Origin of the sequence: Streptomyces sp. NBC_01142 (genome assembly GCF_026341125.1) — a bacterium.
In the GTDB taxonomy this organism is placed as follows: Bacteria; Actinomycetota; Actinomycetes; order Streptomycetales; family Streptomycetaceae; genus Streptomyces.
Genome location: NZ_JAPEOR010000004.1, coordinates 130,103 through 150,870 on the forward strand (window position 1 = coordinate 130,103; position 20,768 = coordinate 150,870).

Consider the following 20,768-nt stretch of genomic DNA (forward strand, 5'->3'; position numbering starts at 1 on the left):
GGCAACGGTGTCTCCTACCCGATCTTCGGCCACAACGACCTGATGCGCAGCCTGCAGGCCGTCAACGCCGCCGCCAAGGCGATCGAGAGCCGGCCGACATCGGTGGCGAAGCTCCGTGAGCAGATCCTCACGGCGCGCGACGCCCTCGCCCGCCTGGCTGAGGTGGCGAGCGCGGACGGCGTGGACGTGATGCCCGAGCGGGCCCGTGCCGGAGTCGAGGTGATGGAGTACTGGGCTGCACAGCTTGAAGATCTCGAGCCGGCCGCCGCGCGCCTGACGGTGGCAGCAGGGCCGACAACCGACCTGCAGAGCCCCGTTGACGCATCCACTGCCGAGCCGAGCTCCACCGCAGCACCGGTCCCCGCACAGGAGACTGCCCACAGCGATGCGCCGGTCGGCAGGCCCTGGACCCAGATGAGTCGCGAGGACTTCCAGGGCAGCCAGACGCCCGACGTCCCTGATGCGGCCGAGCCGCCGCAGGGGCAGATGGCCCTCGATGCCACCCCGCAGGCAGCAGACGCCGAGGCGGAAGAGGAACGTCAGCCCGCGCCGACCGACGACAGCGTGGGGCAGGGAGCACCCGCCGAGGAGAACTCACAGGACGCCCCGCTCAGCAGCCCGATAACGCTGTGGGACGCAATGCGGCTCGGCGGTCAGGAAGTGGCACGGTCGCTGGCCGCTCGGGCCACCGTCGGTGACTTCGCGGCCGATGGACTCCTCATGCGTGCGCCCGTACTGCTGGACAGCGAGGTCATCGGCTCCGTCGTCACGCGCCCCGGGGGCAAATACGCCGCCACCACCATCGACAACTGGACGACCAAGGACCCGTACGAGTCGGTGGACGGCGCGGCCGCCAAGGTCGTGCAGTCCTACGACGAGTGGGAGGCCACCCGCGAGGAGCGCGAAGCCCGCGCCCGAGAACTCGGTTTCGACCAGACGTCGGCCACCCCCGAGGGCGAACTGCCCGACGGCGCTATCCCGGTGCCCGACCACCCCGGCTACCACCAGGCCAGTGTCTACCCCGGCACCGTGGTGTACGGGCCGGACAAGAAGCAAATCGGCTCCGTCGAGAACCGCACCTACAACCAGGGCAAGCACAAGACCCTGTACGGCGACAGCCCCATCAAGGGCCACAACACCATCGAGCGTTCCATCAGGCACTTGGTGGAGGTGCACACCGAGCTCAACGACGTGCCCAACAGCAAGCCGTGGACGAATGTATGGATCGAGCACCACCGCGACCACACCTATGTGTGGGGAGCTGCCCCCCAGTACCGCGAGCTCGTCTTCGCGCTCGAAGTCACCGGCGGACCCCGGGGCTTCAACCCGCGCAACGTGGACGGGGAGCACCGCAAGCACGGACTGAACTGGCACGCCATGCCGAAGAACCTGACGTACGAGACCCGCACCGAGAAGGTAGAGACGCTGCGGGCGCTGATGTCCGCACGCGGTCGCGAGATACCCGTCTTCGAGAGCCTGGAGGCCAAGCAGGCCGCCGCGGAGGGCGCCACAGCGCCCGTGGACAATCACGCCCTGCGCCTGGTGCCGGTCCCGGACATCGAGCCGGGTGAGACGTTCAACACCACCGCGGAGCTGCAGAAACTCCTGCGCGACGTCAAGAGTTTGCACAACACCGGCCTGCGCTACAACACCGTCTGGCAGCGCATGACCGATACGACTCGGGACGACCGTCCTGATATGCGGCGCCTGAACGCCGCCATCGCCCTGGTGCGGGATGCAGAACTGCTCACGGTCCCACAGCCGTTGGCGGTCGCGCGCGCCATCGAGCTGGCCCGGGCGGCGGGCATGGTCGCCGAGCGGCTGCGCGGGGAGAATTCCCCCACGCTCCACCAGCACGTGCAGGAGCTCGCGGCGCTGGCCGGGCAACTGGCCGAACGTACCCTCGCCACCGCGGCACGGCCCACCACCTGGCCGGCGGTGTTCAAGACTCCGATGGCCGACGACACCGCTCTCGGCGCCTACCAGCGGGCGCACGCCCAGGCGCGGGGCCACTGGTGGACCCTCAACAGCTCCGGGTTCAACCCCGGCGCAGACGGGGACGTCGCCACAGCCGCGCTCGCACTGGACCGGATCATGCTCAGTGATCAGCTGCCCGAGAAGGTCGCCAGCGCCGAGGCCGCCACGAAGGCCCTGACCGTCCTCCACGGTGCCGCGACCGCGCTGCAGGCCGCCCTTGCCGCGCAGCCCCAGCTGTCCCACCCGCAACTCGAGGCGGCCGTCGCCGCGATCGCCGACACCGCCTCCAGCAACATGCCGCACGAGACCGTGACCGCGCCCGTGCAGACCCAGGTCCCGGCGCCCGGGCCGTCCCAGGACGCCGCGCCCGACGCACCGGCAGCAGCAGACTCCACGGCGCCCGTGGTCGGCCCGCAGGCCGCCCCGACCGAGACCGGTGTTGCCCCGGCTGTAGCCGCCACGGCGGTGCTCACTGAGTCCGACACGGTGCCGGTAGCAGACCCGGAGGCCGGACAGCGCTGGGAGGAGTCCAACCCACGCCCGTCCCAGCGCCTGGCCGTCCTCCGCGATGAGGCCCTGCGCACCAATGTGATCGTGACCGGCACCGAGCCGGGAGAGGACGACGCCGAGCTCCGGGAGTGGCTCAAGAAGGAGCACTTCGGCTACCAGGGAGAAGGCCGCTGGGAATCCAACCACGACAGCTGGCGCAACCACCCGAAGACGGCCATCATCGCGAGCCGCCTGGAGAAGACCGTCCGGACCCGGATCCAGGCCCTCGACGCCGTCTGGCAGCAGACGCGGGACCGGCTCGGACAGGCGCTGACCCTGGAACTGCGCGCCCAGTACGAGCAGACGGCCCAGGAGGCCGAGGGCTACCCGCTCACCGCCCAGCAGCGCGCCATCATCGTGGCCGCCCAGAACGGCCTCAACGTGGCCGTCCAGGCCCTGGCCGGCACCGGAAAGACGAGCACGATGGTCGCCCTGGCGCGCAGGATGCTCAACCGGCGCATCACGTACCTCGCCTTCAACTCCGCCAACGCCGAGGACGCGCGGAAGAAATTTGCGGGTCTGCGGCACGTCAGCGTCTCCACCGCCCACTCCCTCGCGGCCCGCGACATGCGCTCCACCGACCTCGCGCAGAAGGTGACGGACGGACAGCAGGACGGCGGGGTGGGCACCAACGCGAACGCCGACTGGGCTGAGCTCCTCGGGGTGCGCTCGCATCCCCACATCGACGGCGGCGACGAACTGGCGCCGGAAGACATCGTCGTCCTGGTCAAGGAAGCCATCAAGAACTTCCGCAACAGCGACGCCGACGGGATCGGCCTGGAGCACGTACCCGACCTCGAGCATCCCCTGCTCGACGTCGCGGCCCGGCCCAGCCGTCTGCGCCGTGAGGTTCTCGACTACGCGCGTGAGGCCTGGGCCGACAAGACCGACCCAGCGTCGCGGGAGCTGAACTTCCACCACGACGACTACCTCAAGATCTGGGCCCTGTCGCGTCCCAAGATCCACGCGGACACGATCATTTTTGACGAGGCGCAGGACATCAACCCGGTGCTGCGCAAGATCGTGTTCGACAACATGCGCCCCGCCCAGGGCGCAGCCGCGCAGGTCGTCATCGTAGGCGACCCCAACCAGGCGATCTACGGCTTCCGCGGCGCGGAGAACGCGCTCGAGGACTGGCCGGCCGACATCGAACTGCCGCTCAACAAGAGCTGGCGGTTCGGCCCCGAGGTCGCCGACATCGCGAACGTGTTCCTCAAGCTGCTCGGCTCGCCGTACCTGATGGAGGGCAACGACGCGATCGCCACGCCCATCGGCCCCATCGACACCCCCAACGCCGTCCTGGGCCGCAACAACACCGGCGTGGTCGCCGCCGTCCTGGCCGCCCTGGAGGACGGCCGCGCCGTACACATGGTCGGCGGCGGCGACGAACTGCAGCGCATGGCCGAGGGGGCCAAGGAACTCCAGGAGAAGGGCAAGACCCGCAAACACCCCGAACTGGTGCCCTTCCGCTCCTGGCAGCAGGTACAGCGCTACGTCGACAAGCACGACAGCGCCAAGCAGCTCAAGAGCTTCGTGCGCCTGGTCGACGAGCACGGAGCCGACACGCTGATCGACATGGTCGGCGAGCTCACCGAGAACGCCGACGAGGCCGACCTCATCGTCTCGACCGCCCACAAATCCAAGGGACTTGAGTGGCAACTGGTCCAGATCGGCACCGACTTCCGCGGACCCAAGACCAGCACCGAACCCGGCCAGCCCGTCGAACTGCCCGAGGACGAGGAACTGCGCCTGGCCTACGTCGCCGCCACCCGCGGCATGCGCGGACTCGACCTCGGATCCCTGCAGTACATCGAGGACCTGCGCGTCCTCGCCGAAGAGCGCTACGCCTCCCGAGGAGCCGCAATGACCGACGGCGCCCCCTCACCGGCCCCGCAGACCAACGCCGCGCAGGACGCCCGAGAGGAGCCCGCCGCCGACACACCGGCGCCCGCCGCGACGGGACCAGCTCCTTCCCGCGAGGGAACCACGCCCGAGACGGCGGTTCCTGCGCGTTCCACCTTCGCGGTGATGAAGCCGGGCGAAGCCAACGCACTCGCCGCGGCCGACGGCACCCTGTGGTGGGGAGGCAAGGCAGCGAGCCGCAAGAACCCGATCAAGGAACCGGTCCTCGTCCGCCTCCAGTTCGGGCCGCGCGGCGTCGTCGACGTCGAAGAGGTCGCAACCGGCAAGAACATCGAACGCATCCGCACCGGGACAGAGCTCTTCGCCGCACCGGCGACGCCCGTGCCGCAGCCGGAGACGCACACGGGGGCCGCCGGTCAAGAGGCCGCCCCTCAGCCCGTCAAGGAGAGCGCACCCGCCGCGCAGAGCGACGTATCCGGCAATGCGCCGGAAGTGGCACCGGAGCCCGAACCCGCAGCCACGACGGCCCAGCCGCCGGCCGGGGACGGTCCGGCGTTCCAGGTCCGGGCCCGGGCAACCGACGCCGGCCGTCGCTGGGCCGTGCTGGACCGCACCAGCGGCGACGTCGTCTGGATCCGCCACCAAGGCGAGGACCCCTTCGAAGCCCTCTTCCCGGACAAGGAAGAGGCCGAACGCATCCGCGACAGCCTCACCCTCGCGCCCGACCTGCGCGTCCCTGCCCCCGACCCGGGCACCGCGAAGGCGCAGGCCCACCGGCCGGGCCCCGCCCTGGCGCCGGTCCTCGGCAAGGTCATCGCCAAGGACACCCGCGGCACCGACCAGCTCGTGAAGATCCAGGTCGGCGACGGCACCGGCATGCGGATCTTCGTGGCCTGGAACCCCGTCGGCGGCGACCAGGTTCAGCTCCAGCAGGCGGTGTACCTCTCCGGCGCCCTGGGTGCAGAGCGCCCCTTCAACGGGCGGATCGAAACGGCCGTCGAGGGCGGCACCGTGGAAGGCGAAGCGGCCGCCCACGACCGCCGCAACCGCACCCAGCCCGCCCCCCAGGGGTGGATCGCCGCCGACCCGAGCGCCCGGCCCGACATCGAGGTCGGCCAGCAGGTCCGCATTCTCGATCCGCACCACCCCGCGCACGCGGCCACCGGCCAACAGGGGCCGCAGCAGCTGTACAGCACGATCACCGTGGAGTTGGCCGACGCCAGCTCGTACGCCGGCACCAGCGCGGACGGCCGCGTCCTGGTCTTCACCCGCGACCAGGTCAGCGCGGTTCAGACCACCGACGCCCTGCCGCAGCCGCAGCAGGTCCCGGCACCGGCGCCCCTTGCAGAGCCGACTGCCACGCGTGAAGTTCCCGCCGCCCTCCTCACTGACCTGATGAAGCTGTCCTACCCCCAGCGGGCAGGCCGGTGGGCGGTCGCCGATCTCGAGCCGCGCGAGGACGGTTCGCCTGTCGAGGTCCTGCTGCGCAAGAGCGGCGAGTGGGCCCAGGCGGTCGAGGTCGGACCGCACACCCTGCGCGACGAGCGCGGCCACTTCCACGGGCTCGAAGAGGTGCTGGCCTGGCGGGACGCCACCCAGCTCGTGACCCTCTTGGACCGTCGCGAGCGCGCACCGCGCCCCGGCGCGGCAGCCCCCGTTCTCGTGCAGGACCGCACACCCAAGCCCCCGCTCTTCTCCAGCTCGCCGCAGAGCATGGCGGTCGCCGAGCTCGAAACCCGCGCCACGGCCCTGGACCAGTGGCTCAACGCATACGCGGTGCAGGGCGACACCGGCCCGAGTGTCCGCGCCGTTGAACTGCGCGATGCGCTGCGCGCCGAGCTGGAACAGCGCCGCCAACAGCAGAAGGACGCCGAACAACTCGGCGGCCCGGACGGCTTCCGGCGCGACCTGGGCACCCTCGTACTCGAGGCGGCCGACCCGAGTGGTGTCCGGGGCGTCCTGCGCAACGGCACCAGCCTGGGCACCATCGTGGCAAGCGCCGAGGGCTTCCACTTCGTCGCGGACGGCCAGCTGGCGCTGGCCGAGGGCACCGCGTACGCCAGCCCCGAAGGCGCCGCAGTCGCCCTCAGCCGGTACCTGGCCGGCGTCCCCGAGAATCAGCCTCTCTCCAAGCCCACCACCAAGCCCGCCCCCGCCCCGGCCCCGCGCTTCGTCCTCACCGACGAAGACAAGTTCGTCCATACCGCCGACGGCGTGATAGCCCGCACACCGGACGGGAAGAGGATCCCCACCGGAGCCGACTCCAACATGCTGCTCAAGGCCCACCTGAGCAGCGTCGTCCGCTACAAGGCCGACCCGGACCAGCGCAGCCAGCGGACCATCGCCGAGCTGTGCAACAAGCACGGAAAGCCCGAGGCCGGAACGCACCTGAGCTCGGACGGCCGCCTCGCGATCATCACGATCAAGAAGGAGTGCTACGCGGTCCGCGCGCCGGACCGTCTCACCCAGGTCTTCGGCCCCTGGGGCGAGAACATCAAGACCCGGGAGCGGGCCAACCGGATCGCGGACGCCCTGGAAAGCATCCGCGACGCCGAAGGCCACCCCTTCCCCTGGGACATGGAGAACCCCACCTTCCGTGCCCTGCAGATCAAGGCCGTCCACTGGAGGGACGAGCACGGCCACGACATCAAGCAGGCGATCCTGCACGCGCTGGTCACCCAGGGCCTTGACGAGCGTGACCGCCGCTACGCCAAGGAGTACTACGAGAGCACCGGTGAGCGCCTGAACGCGCCCACCCCCCAGAAGGCGCCCCAGCCTGCCCCCGAGCAGACCGACCCCTCTATGCCGGGCCCGGCCGCCTTCGAGTTCACCACCGTCAAGAAGGTCCTGGGGGAGGTGGCCGCCGCGGACGGCACCTTCTGGTGGAAGGGAGAGACCAACAATCCCCAGACGAGCCAACTGCGCTCGCACTTTGTCCCCCTTGAGGTGCCGGTCCTCGTCCGGATCCAGGAATCCCCCGACGAAAAGGGCGCGAAAATAGGCTGGATCCAGGTTCTGGACGCGGCCACCGGCGAGCAGATAAAGAACATCCGCTCCACCGACCACGTCCTGGTCGCCTCGCCTCTCGCTTCCGGCGAGACGGCCTCCGGACAGCGACGCTTCGTCTCCCTCGGCCAAGTCCGCACCCACCTGATATCGGCAAGGATCCCCGGACTGAGCCCGGGACGCCGCATCGAGGTGCGCAAACTCGCCCAGGACCGCGAACTGGTGGAGCTCACCGACGACGGACAGTTCGCCATCCGCCGCACCGGCGACACCTTCGAGGTGCTTCCCGCCGGCAGCGGCCTGCCCTTCGACGGACTACTGCCCGACCTCTACCTCACCCCCGAGGCCTCCCGCGACCTCGCCGTCACCCCCCAGCCCCTGGAGGGACTGCCCACCCTGGAAGAAGCGCGCGCCTTCGCCGGCCGACTCACCGAGCTGGAGACCACCACCGGGATGCCGATCGACTGGAGCGACCCTCGGCTGGGCACCCAGCTCAGCGCCGCGGACGTCGTCCACCTCAACCACACCATCCTGGAGGAGCGCGCCCACCACGACCGCGCGAACGACAACCACAACTCCCCCAGCGACGCCATGTGGCAGCTCTTCGAGGCCCAGCCCCAGCGCCCCGAACAGAGTGACGACACCCTCCGCTGGGCCGACTCCCTCACCCCCGGCGACTGGGTCTGGCTGCGGATCAACGACGAGGACAAGGCCTGGGAAGTCACCCAGCGCGCCGACACCGAGTTCGGCACCGTAGCGATCAACCTGGACGACGACAGCACCTGGCACCTGCCCCGCAACCTGCCCGTACAGCGCCCGGGCGCGGACACCGTCCTCGACGCCGACGGCGAGCCCATCGGCCTGCGCCTGGACGCCGAATACGTGCTCAACGACGACGTCATCGAATTCGACCTGGCTCCCGACGGCACACCGCTTGCACCGACCGGCGCCGCCGGGATAGCCGTCGCCGACACCATCCGGATCCGCGGCCGCGCCATGGTGACCCACAACCACCCCCACGGCGGCAGCGAGCGCACCTACCTGATGGACGCCACGATCGTGAACGGCGCGGACATCCAGCCGGCCTCGGTCGAGTTGAAGGCCACGGCCTTCGAACTGCCCGAGCACGTCTACCGGCTCTCCTTGCGCGCGCCGCTCGCACCGCAGGAGTCACAGCCGCAACCCACCGCCCTGGCCCGGCCGACACCTCAGCCGGTCGTCACACCCGAGCCGAAAGCAGAGGCCGCGCCGGACCCGGACGCGGAACTGGAGCTGACCGCAGAACTCAAGGCGGAGCTGGCAGCCGAACTCGCAGCCGGCGCCGACCGGGACCTGGACATCGAGGCGGAGCTCGCAGCAGTTCTGGAGCTGGCATCCGCACTCGAAGCCGGCGCAGACCTGGAGCCGGAGGCCGACCCGGAGGTCGAGGCCGACGAGCTGGAGTCCGCGCACGAAGCGGACGCCGACGTGGACCCGGACCCGGAGCCCGAGCTGGAACCCGAGCCTGAGCCCGAGCCGCGGGAGGAGGCAGAGCCGCAGAACGTGACGGCGCTGCCCACCAAGCGGTCCGAGGGTGAGGAATTGCGCCGGGGCCTGCTGCGCCTGCTCAACGCCCCCGGCGCACCCACCACGCCCACCGAGCACGGGGTCGCTGGCGGCCTCCCGCTCTACGTGCGGGTCGCACAGAGTCCCCGGCACGGGCGGGTCGTGCAGTTCGGGTTCGATCCCACCACACGGCGCGCAGCAGCTCAGTTCACTGCTGCGGAGCTCGAAGGCGCCACTGGAGAACAGGTACTGCGCGGCGTGCTGGCCCGCCGTCCCCAGCCCGAGCCCCAGCGGCAGCCCCGCACGATGGATCCCGGGCCCATCGCCCCGGACCGACTGCGTGAGGACCTCCTGAAGCTCATGGACGACCCGGACGCACCCAGCGTGCCCACTCTCCAGAACACGATGAGCGCCCTGAACCTGTACGTCGCGGTGACCGGACACCCGCAGCACGGGAACGTGCTGCGCTTCGGATTCGACGCCCAGGCCCCGGCCTCCGGCCTGTTCACCCGGGCCGACCTCCAGGGAGCCACGAGCGACAAGGTCGTCCAGATCGTGGAGCGCTACGGCGAAGCCTTCGTTCAGGACCGCTACGACGCCGACCGCGCGCGCCGGGTCCGTGACCGCCTCAAGGCCGCAGCCCAGCAACGCCAGATGCCCCAGGCGCCTTCCCCGGCCACTCCTTCAGGACAACCGCGGCAGCCCCGTCCGGACGAGCACGGACGGCAGGCCGCTCAGGCCGCCTCGCCGAGCCGGTGACGGAGCACACGGACCGCCTGGGGGAATCGGCCACAAGATTTCTGAGCCGCCAATCCCCCCAGGCGGGAGGGCCGCAGGTAGGCGGCACCCCCAACCACCCGTGATCCCTAGCGTCGAAAGGCACTTGATCTGCCCCAGGGAATGCAGGCGGCCCGGCCGCCACCCGTGATCATCAACGAGGTGACGAATTGGCCACTGCCCCCGAGGAGTTCCCGATCCCGACCCGCAGCACAGACGCCGGCTGGGACGAAGAGGACGCACCCTCGGCACTTGATGCCGTCGGCGAAGGATGGACGCACGAGGCAGACGCGCCGCGTGTCCTGACGCCTGCCCCAGGGTGGGTGACCGAGGAGGAGCCACCGTCGGGCCTCGTCACTCCCGATGAGGCCCCAGGCTGGTCTGCGGTGGATGACGTACCTCGCGTCCTCGCGCCCGAGCAGCACGCGGGGGAAGCCGACGGCCCCGCCGCCCCGAGCAGTGGGGGCGGCGCGTGGGGAGACGAAGACGCCCCTTCAGCTCTCGGCCCCGGAGCCGAAGGATGGGCGAGCCACCAGGACGCCCCGCGCGTCCTGGACCCATCCGCGGCGGAGCCGACTTCCCGGTTGGCGCCTGGAACTGGTTGGGCAACGGAAGAACCACCGTCTGGCCTGGCCGTTCCGGATGAGGCCCCGGGCTGGTCTGCAGGGGACGACGTACCTCGTGTACTGGCACCCGAGCAGGGCGCCGGGGAAGCATCCGGTCCCCCCGTCATCACGAATGCCGACGGGGGGTGGAGTGAGGAGGACGCGCCCTCGGCACTTGGTGCTGTGGCCCAGGGGTGGGGGAACGACGAGGACGCGCCGCGTGTATTGGACATGTCCGCGGCGGAGTCTTCCCCGACTGCGCCTGGATCTGGCTGGACGGCAAGCGAGGAACCGCCGTCCGGCTTGACCCCAGTCGACGCGGGCCCAGGATGGTCCACCGCGGACGATGTACCTCGTGTCCTCGCGCCTGGGCAGGACGGCGGCGAAACGGACGAACGCGCTGTCCCGACCAACGAGGCTGACGCGTGGGGTGAGGAGGACGCCCCCTCGGCACTCGGCACAGTGGCCGAAGGGTGGGGGAGCGACGAGGACGCGCCGCGCGTCCTTGACGCGTCCGCAGCGGAGCCGGTCTCCGCGACTGCGCCTGATTCAGTTTGGGAGCAGGAGTCTCCGTCAGGGCTGGCGGTCCCCGCATCGGCTCCGGGTTGGTCCGCAGCAGACGAAGTCCCGCGCGTCCTCCTACCCGAGCAGCGCGCCGGGGAAGCAGGCAGTGCGGCCCTCACCAGCAGTGCAGATGGTGCGTGGGGGGAGGAGGACGCACCGTCGGCATTCGATGCTGTAGCCGCGGGGTGGGCGAGTGAGGAAGACGCACCGCGCGCCTTGGCGCCGGATTCGGGTTGGGCGGAGGAGGAGCCGCCGTCGGGATTGGCGGATCCCGACCCGGTTGCGGGCTGGTCCGCAGCGGACGACGTTCCCCGCGTCCTCGCACCCGAGCGGGACGCGGGCGAAGCAGGCGGTGCGGCGCTCACCGGCAGCGCAGATGATGCTTGGTGGGATGAGGACGCGCCTTCGGCTCTTGGTGCTGTGGCCGAGGGGTGGGCGAGCGACCAGAACGCGCCGCGCGTCCTGACGCCGGATTCGGGTTGGGCAGAGGAGGAGGAGCCGCCGTCAGGGTTGACGGTTCCCGACCCGGTTGCGGGCTGGTCCGCAGCGGACGACGCTCCCCGCGTCCTCGCACCCGAGCAGAGGCCTCCGGGCGGATCCCGTCGCACCAACCTGCCCGGCCAGGACATGCCCGCCGACGCCCGCACCACAGCCCAGACGAACGACCGTGCGGCCACCGGGGCTCCCCGCACTGGGGCGAGGAGTCCCCGCAGCACCGACAGCCAGGCGGGGGACGCCGATGCCCGCGGTGACCCAGACGCACCCGCACTTCACCCCGCTGGCTCGGCTGCCAGCGACAGCACCTCCGAGCGAGAGAACCTCGCGCGGCGACCGGCGCCGCCTGCCCGCGCCACAGCGAACAGCCCTGCCCCGGCCGACGCATCGGCCGAGCGGCCCGACGCCGAAACCCAACCGGAGACCGGCCAAGGCGGGGACACCGACTCGAGCACCACGGAGGACGAGACCCGGACGTACGACACGTACGAGGAGGTCGTCACACCGAACGGCAGCGGATATGTCGTTGCGCAGAGCCCCGACGGCGTTCTCGTCAACGAGGGCGGCACGTACGAGCTCTACCCGACCGGGCGGCTGTCCCGGCCGGGCGAAGCGCGCCCGCCTGAGCCGGTGGATTTGGCCAGACAGGAGCGGAGGGCCCAGGACCTGGCCGCCGCCATGTCGCCCGAGGGCATGGCGCTGCACGGGCACGACGCACGTCTGGCGCGATTGAACCTGGACGAGGGCCACGGTGAGGTCATCGACAGCGCCGGAGAGGTCATCGGCTGGATCCGGCGCCGTGGCCGCACCTGGTACGGGCAGGACGCGCGCGGCGGTACTCGCAGCAGCACGTCCTGGGCCGAAGACAGCAAGGGCGGCCCGCTGCGCGCGGCCGAGCTCATGGCGAGCTTCGTCGTCCTCGGGACCACCAGCGACACCATGCCCGGCGGGCAGGCGTTCCGACACATCCGGCCCGAGGAAGTCACATCGCCGATCTTCTATTCGATGCTCAGTGAGGCCCAGACCCGCGAACTGCGCTCACTCGCAGAGGAGTGGAAAACCGTCGCCGACCCGGACCTCCGGACCGCGGCCGAGCAGTGGTCCCAGGAAGTCTCTACGGCCCAGATGCGCCGCCTGGCCACGGCCGTGGACGAGGTCGCCGCGCACACGGACACCACGACGCCGCAGGGACGGCGGCGACAGGGCGTGCTGCAGCGCCTGGCCGCCAACGTCCGCAGTCAAGCCCACGCCGCGGAAGGGGCGTTTTCGACGCTTCCCCCGCCCGGCGAGCCCGACCCCTGGGCCCGGTCCTACCGCCCGCAGGAGACGCAGCAGGCCGCCGCCGCTCCCACCAGCGCACCCAAGGAGACGCCCGCGCAGCCGGACACGGCGCTGCAGATGCCCGCGGACCTGCCCGCGACCGTGACGGCTGACGAACCCAGCGAGGACGTGGCCGACGCTCCCCAGCCGGAATCCACCGTCGCACCGCAGACGATACCCGGCGTCCCCGTTGCCTCCTCTACACCCGAGAGCGGCCGTCCGAGCCCGGCTCCGATGCCCTCCCGTACGGCACCGCCGCCCCTTGACCCGAGTGCCGCACCGGCGAGCACCGCCACCTCTGCCCCGACGGCACCCGAGGCCGCGAGCGAGGGAGCACGCCCCGCCCCGATCCTCCCCGGCGCACCGGCACCGTCCGGCCCGGCCGCTGCGACAGCCGAGACCGGTGAGGAGACCGCGGCACCGGCCACCGATTTCGAGGCACGTGGGCGCGCGAGGCTGGCCCAGATCGCGGCGGCAGGCGAAGTCCTCGGGATCGACCCGAGCGCGGGGGAGAGCTTCGAGGGGTACGCCGGCCGGTTCGATGGCGACTACGACATCACCCTGCCCAACGGCCGGTACTGCTACCGCACACCGGGCTTTACCCGCAAGAAGTACAGCGTCCGGTACATCCCCGATCCCACCTCGACCACGAATTCCAAGCAGATCGGAACGGTCAGCCGCGAGCGCGACATCATGCCCATGGTCCGCAGGCACGCCGCCAGGCATGCCGATCAGCGCGACCCGCTCGCGGTTGAACTGAACGAGCACGAGCAGAAGGCCCTGGACGACGTGGCCCGCGGGATCATCTCCCGGTCCCTGGGCGAGTGGTACCGCCACAACCCCCAAGGCAGGGGCAACGCACCCACCTACGACTGGACGACCCACGCGCTGTGGACCCTCAGTGCGCTCGGCCTCATCCATGTACCCCCTGTAGACCCCGACCGGCCCAAGGACCGCTTCGCAAGGCTCTCGGAACTCGGCGAGCGGCGGCACGCCGCGCCGCGAGGGGAACCGACCGCCGACACCCGGCAGCCGGGCGTCCAGGAACAGACCGCCATGTTCGCCGAGCCGGTGTCCGCCGCGACACCAGAGCTTGACGATCAAGCCGCCGCTGCAGCGGAATCCGCCCCCTCGACGGGCGAGACGGAAGCGGCACTGCCGCGGTTTTCCGGGGAGCGGCACCAGGCCCTCGCCGAAATCGCGCGCGGCACTATCAGCGTGGTCGACGGCGTGTTCATGCTGACCAACCCACGGCGCCCCACCCGACAGGCCCCTTCACAGAGGCACTTCCGTACGGTCCTGGACGAGGGGCTGGCACAAGACGCGGGCGGGCAGGTCCGCCTCTCCGAGCGCGGCTTCAACTGGTGCACCCACCACAACCTCACCCTGCCCGCCGTCCCCCGGGACACGGAGACCGTCGATCAGGCGCCGCTGCCCCCCATCGACTACGCAACCCTGGCCGTCCTCCCGGTACCCGAGGCGAGCGGAGGAACTCCGCTGCCACCCGCCCCGGCGCCCCTGCCCGCGGCCTGGCACAGGAGAGGTGGCGGGCGAAGCGAGGAGAGCGTCGAGGCCACCTATGCCATGGCGGCAGAGGCCGCTGAACGAGCCGCACGCTCGACGGCCCGCGACGTCGCGGACGTCGCGGCAGGCCCCGACCACGCGTACTGGACGTACCAGTATCCGCTGGCTCAGTACGACGAGAACGCTGCCACCGCGCTGGAAACCCTGGCCGACCCCGCCACCCACGGGTACGCGACCCGGGCCGTACTGAACCTGCGCGCTGCGCTGGAGGAGGCGGGCAAGGAGGCGACCGACCACTACGTGCAGAACGTGCGCAGCCCGCAGTGGAAGACCACGCAGGGGGTGCAGGCCGACGACGTCCACCGCGGCCGCGTCACCGGCATCGTCGTCACCTACCTCCTCGCGGTCCGTGAACACGCCAAGGCCTATGGTCTCGACGCGGACACCATCGTCAACGTGCTGGAGGATGCCACCGGATGGACGGGTGAGCTGCGCCAGCTCGGCAATGCGGCGGTCAAGTACCCGCAGCTGCCCGCTGCGGAGAATGTGGCTGAAGCCGCCCAGTACGTAGCCAACGCACTCCGCGCGTACGCGCTGGGCCAGACCGACACGGTCGACACCGTGGCCGACCGCCGCACGACCTGGCGCACTGTCGAACCCCGTCCGGTCCCCGCCGCCTCTGAAGAACCGGACCAGCAAGGCGCTGACGTGGCCCTGGTCGAGGGTGAGTCGCTGCCCGATTCGGCGGCCAGCCCGTCTGACCACGTCGGGCCTGCTGGTGCGGCCGCTGGGCTCGTGCCTGCGCAGGTGGAGGAGGGCGCGCTACTCGATCAGCCGGCTGTTGGACCGGAAGCACCGGACGTAGAAGGCGCTGGCGCAGAGGCGACCCCGAACACCGACGACGGCACCGTCGTCGAGGCCGGCGCATCAGCTCCGACCGCGGCCGACGACAGCACCCTCACCCAACAGGTTGCCCCCCGGGACCCGGCCCAGGACCAGGCCGCGCAGGCCCAACCCGAAGTCGGTGAGGCGACGTTGGAACAGCCGACGGAGACTCGCACCGACGAAGGCCTTCGCAAGGCTCCCCTCGCCTCGACACCGGCCACACGGTCCGAGGCCGGCGCCGCCCAGGCGCCGCCGACCTCCATAACCGCCCCCTCCGCGATCAGCCCGGCCGTCCCCGGGCCGGTGCCGGAGGACGCGGCACCGGAGGACGGCCCCGACACCTCCACTCTGCTCGCCGAGACCACACCCGCGCCCACCGGCACACAGGAGGTTCCCGGTACCGAGCCGGATCCCACGGCAGCGGACGCCGCCACCGTCGCGCCCGGCGACCGGCCGGGGAGTGCCACTCCCGAGTCCGGGATCCGACCGCCACGCCCATCAGCCGCCGTACGTGAGGAGGGCACCGTGGCCACCAGCGCGCAGCCGAGCGAGGCCGCAGCCGTAGACCCCGCCGCCCCCGGCCACACCGAGTCCCGGGACACGCGGTTGGACATGGACGCCGCTGAGCCCTACCCGGACGCGGCTACCTACGCCGCCGCTCACGAGGCCCTGCTGACAGAGCTCGACCAGCACGAACAATGGCTTTCGCGTACCCCGGCAGCAGAGGAAGCAGCAACCACTCTGGCCGGTGCTGGCGCCCTCGGCCTTCCCGGCCTGACCGCCCTGCTCGCCTTGCAGGCTGCTCTCGCCCCGGGCGCGGACGACGGCAACCAGCGCACACGCCTCGCACAACAACTGGGCCACCACATCCGGTGCGCACAGCTGACCATGGCCAAGTTCGTCCTCGGCCAGGCCGGGCGCAGCAACCACGCTCCGCGACTGCGCGAGCTGCACAAGATCGCGTTCCAGGGCGAGTTCATCGCCTTCGTCCAGCAGACCGAGGACGGCGAGATGGAGCTCGGCCAGTACCTCAAGCACCGCGCTCAGCAGGTTCCCCAGCAACCCGTCGGCACCGAGGACCCCGCCGAAGAGACGCCCGAGACGGCAGAGGAGGCCACCGCGATGGCTGTGGACCCGGATGACGACAGCCAGATGCCCATATTCGAGTTGCCGCCCGGCGAGGTCCTCATGAGCGCTGCGGAGGCCGCGCCGCGCCTGCAGGCCCAGGCGCAGACCCATCTGGCCAGCGGCGCCCCGGGCATCGAGCTGCTCGCCCACATTCACGGGCGCCCGGTGTACGCGATGGTCACCCTGGATGCCGAATCCGTCCGGTCGCTCTATCTGGGGCTCGCCCTCCCCGATGAAGAAGCGAACGCCCGAACCGTGAGCATCGGGGCGGATCACCTTGCGCGGGTGACCCCGGAGGTACTGCTTGCGGCGGTGACCGCGTGGATGAACGCGAGCGATGACGGCGACCGCCCGCTGCTGGACTACGTGCCTTCCGCAGCCGCACAGATGGCTGTGGCTCCGGGGCCGGACCAGGGTCAGCCTGCCCCGGCCGAGGCGGAGCAGCCCGCACCGGCACTCGCGCCCGCCGCCCCGGCCGCGACGACTGCCGACACCACGACAGCGCCCGCACCGCCTGTGGCCGAAGCGGTCGCACCGCGGAACCCGCCGGGATCCGCCGAGATGTCTGCTCCCGCTGCCCCGGCGACCGTGGCAGCGCCGGACCCCGGAGTGGAAGCCGCCACTGATGGGGCGGCCACGCCCCTGGCGGAAGAGACCCCCAAGGCCCCGGGCTCCGGCACCGGGGAGGAACAGGCAGCGGCGCCGATCAGCACAGGTGCCTCCTCGGTCCATGCTGACTCCGCGGCGGGCCCCGAGGGAACCCAGGGGCAGTCGCAGGACGGTGCCGAGCAGAGGGAGACCACCCCTGCGGCTACGGAACAGCCCCCGCCCGCCCTGGCCGACCCTGTCGCCCAGCTCACGGCGTTGGCTCGCTCCGCCCTCACCGACCTCGGCGTCACCCTGGAGGCAACGGGGGTCCTCACCGCCGACCACACCGTCGTGATCACCCTGGAGACCAGCGGCAACGCCGAGCAGGACCGCGAAGTAGCGGACAACCTCCGCCCCGCCCTGCATGAGGCGATCCGTCAGCACCCGGAGCAGGGACTGGCCGCCTACCGCGTCGACTTCCAGCACACCCCCCAGGTAGGCCAGGGCGCGCTGCAGGACGCCACCGGATCGACAGCGGCTCCAGTGCCGCGCGAGCGACTGATCGCCGCCAACAACGCAGCCGCGAAGATTTTCACCGATCGGCTGCAGAGCGACCCGAACGCCCAACTGGCACGCACCTACCTGACCGAGGAGCGGCAGCTTCCCCCCGAAGTACAGCAGGAATGGGGCCTGGGCTACGCGCCCTCCGACCCTCGTGCAGGCCGCTGGGACCCTCTCGTGCGCGCGCTTCGGGACCAGGGCTTCACGGATGAGGAACTCCTGCAGGCGGGCCTTGCCACACGGAGTCGGCGCGACACTCTCATCGACCCCTTCCGCGACCGCATCATGTTCGCGATCCACGACGAGCACGGGGACATCGTCGGCTTCAGCGGGCGGCGCATCGATCGGCCCGGCGAGACCGAGGCACAGGCCAAGGAGCGCGGGGGACCGAAGTACTTCAACACCTCGAACGACGCGGCCCTGTTCAGCAAGGGCGACATGGTCTTCGGGCTTCACCACCCCGCCCAGGCGCAGGCCCTGGCCAGCAGCAGTGGGCCGCGGGTCAGCGTCGAGGGCTATCTCGACGCGGTTGCTGTCGCGCGAGCCACCGCCGCCGTGCCGCTCGAACAGCGGCCGGTGGTCGGCGCCCCGATGGGCACCGCCTTCACCGAGCGCCAGCTCACCGTCCTGCGTGGCCTTGACACCGACAATCCGCGCTCCCACATCGTGTTCCTGGACGCGGACGACAGCGGCCGCAAGGTCCTGCTCGACAAGTGGGACCTGCTGCTGCAGGCCGCCGGCGAGACGACGGTGACCAGTGCCCCGGATGCCAAGGACGCGGCGAAGCTGTGGGAGGAGGGCATCAACGCCGACGGTGACGGCGCCAGTCCCGTGCTGCGCGTCCTGGAACAGCGTCAGCCGCTCCTCAACGCCGCCGTCGAGGCGGTTTTGATGAAGAACGCCGATGAAGGCGAACGCGTCAACCACGCCTTCGACTCCGCCAAGTTCTTCCCGCGCACTCGGGCCATTGCCGCCCAGGCCGCGCGCTACATCCACCAGACGATGCAGACGCAGGCCCCCGGCGACACGGCCGCGCTGGAGCAGGCCGCGCTCGACTGGGCGAAGCGGCTCGACCAGGAGTGGAGCATCCCCGGGCACATGACCGCCACCGCCGTGCTGCTCGGGCCGGGCAAGCACCATGAGGACTACGAGAACGAGGTCTACGAGCAAGCCCTGGACCTGCTCGCCGCCGACCCCGAGGGGTACTTCGCGAACGACTCCCACGTCCGCAGCCGCCAATCCGCCACCGAGCCAGCTCCCGCGACAGCACCGGCATCCCCCGACGGCACAGGACCCGCCGCCGCCCGGCCCGGGCAGTGGCCCGCCGGGACACGCGCGAGCGGCCCCGTGACCTCCACCAGCGCTCCGACAGACGAACCGGACCCCGCCCGCGACGAGCTGGTGCTGAGCATGGTCCTGCCCTCACCCGTCGACGGAAAGCCGGTCGAGCACACCGACCGCACCACCGCCGCGTACACCCTGCACACCGCCGTGCACGAACGCCTGGGCCAGCACACCACCGAGAACCCCGAACCCAACCGGCTGCCCCAGCCCCTGAAGCTGGGCACCATCTACGGCGTCGATCTGAGCACGTCCGGCGACGACCAGACCAACGAAGACCCCACCGTCGTGGTGTGGTTGGGCCCCTCCCGGACCGACTCACTGCGCATGTCCTACAGCCGCCTCGTCGAGATGACCGGCCCCGAACTGCTCGCCGCGGTCGAGTGGCGCGCCGCCCAGGCCGCCGGACTGCTCGGCGCCCCTCTGAGCCAGACCTGGCGGGATGCGGTGCGCAGCATCCTCCCGCCGCAGTTCCCCGCCCAGCCGACCCCCGCCCAGCTCGCCGACCTCCTCGACACGATCGCCCAGGGCCCCGACGGGAGCGCGGAACGGACCCGGCACCGCGCCGAGCAGGCTCTTGCCCTGTACACCGCCGGCCACCCCGACCTGGCCCTCAACGTCCTCGCAGCCGACGACCACATCTGGGTCCTGCGCAACGACGGCTCCTGGATCCAGGAAGAGGCCATCGGCACCGAGCTGAGCTGGGAGGAACTCGACAACGGATTCAGCCAGGAGTCAGCCGAGCTCGACGACATCGCCCAGGCCGCCGCCGCCCAGCCACCCGGCGATCCGGCGCCGATGCCGGCCGACCTCACCGTCGCCCACCACAGCGCACACGAAGCCCTCGCCGCGCTCCGCCCATACTCCATCGGCCTGCCCAACACCCGCTACGAGAAGATCACCGACCTCGTGGCCCAGATGGACGCAAGCGAGCCCGCCCTGCGCCGACTACACGGCCCAGACGGCGAGCAGCTGATGAACCGGGCCAAGACGTCCTTCATCCGGATCCTCGAAGGACTGGCGACCGTCGCCTCCAAGATCCGGCTCACCGGCCTGAACGCCCGTCTGGAACGCACCGTCGCCCGCCTGCGCGGCCAGGACCCGGACACCCCGCCCGCCCCCCGTGCGGTGCGCACCGACCGGCGCATGCAGGACCTCGCCCATATCGAGCGCGACCTCGAGCGCCGCATGGCCGCCCCCACCACCACGCTCGCCGAGCGCGGTGAACTCCAAGAACAGTGGATCATCAACCGGGCACGCTGGCGGGCCCGCTACGAACAACTCCACGGCCAGCCCCCGGGCGCGGACTTCCTGCCCGACAACGGCCTGGTCGCCGGCGCCCCGCCCGTCCCGAACCTGATCGCCGCGCACGACCTTCTGGCGGAGCGCCTGTCCGCCCGGGTCGTCGAACTGCGGGACACCGACCCACACACCGGAGAGGAGTCCAATCCCTACGAGCCCACCGCCGACCTCCTCAACGGCGTGGCCTGGGCCTACCAGCAGCGCCTGATCGGGATCGTCCCGACCGGAGAGGACCCGCAAGGACCCATCCCCGCCGCCCAGTTGCGGCAGGCTGCACTGACCGTCACCTCCCACCAGAACGCTTCCCCGCTCACGCTCCGGCGCGCCATGAGCGTCACCGCCGAGCGGGCCGACCGCCTCCTTCACCGCCTGGAGGAACAGCAGATCCTCGGCCCCTACCGGGCCGATGCGCCTCGGACGGTGCTGGCACGGCCCGCCGACATCGACTCCCTGCTCGCCCGTCCCGCCACCCCACCCGCTTTGCGCAAACCGGTCGCCGAACCGGCGCCCGCCCCAGCCGCGGACCCTGCCGAACTCGATGAGGACCGGATCCGCAAGATGGTCAGCAAGATCCTCGCCGACCAGCAGAAACGCAGCGAGCCCCGGAGCGGGGCCGAGCAGGCAGAACGGACAGCGCCCGCACCCCGCGCCCGCAAGAGCGCACACAGGGAAGCCGAGGCCAACGCCCTCGCCGCCAGCCAGACCACCCCGCTCGCACCCAGCCAGCCTTGATGTGGA

General features: G+C 71.2%; 2 protein-coding genes (1 of these 2 cut by a window edge). Both read left to right on the forward strand.

The window, feature by feature from the left end; genetic code table 11:
• Positions 1 to 9,699, forward strand: partial view of a UvrD-helicase domain-containing protein gene (locus OG883_RS43085; RefSeq protein ID WP_266553723.1) — the 3' portion only. It extends 22,746 nt beyond the left edge of the window; 9,699 of the gene's 32,445 nt are visible here — the last part of the coding sequence; its start codon lies off the left edge, out of view; it ends in the stop codon at positions 9,697 to 9,699.
• A 1,697-nt stretch (positions 9,700 to 11,396) separates the two neighbouring features.
• Positions 11,397 to 20,762, forward strand: a complete 9,366-nt coding sequence (locus tag OG883_RS43090; RefSeq protein WP_266553725.1) for a toprim domain-containing protein — start codon at positions 11,397 to 11,399, stop codon at positions 20,760 to 20,762.
• Positions 20,763 to 20,768 lie beyond the last annotated feature (6 nt).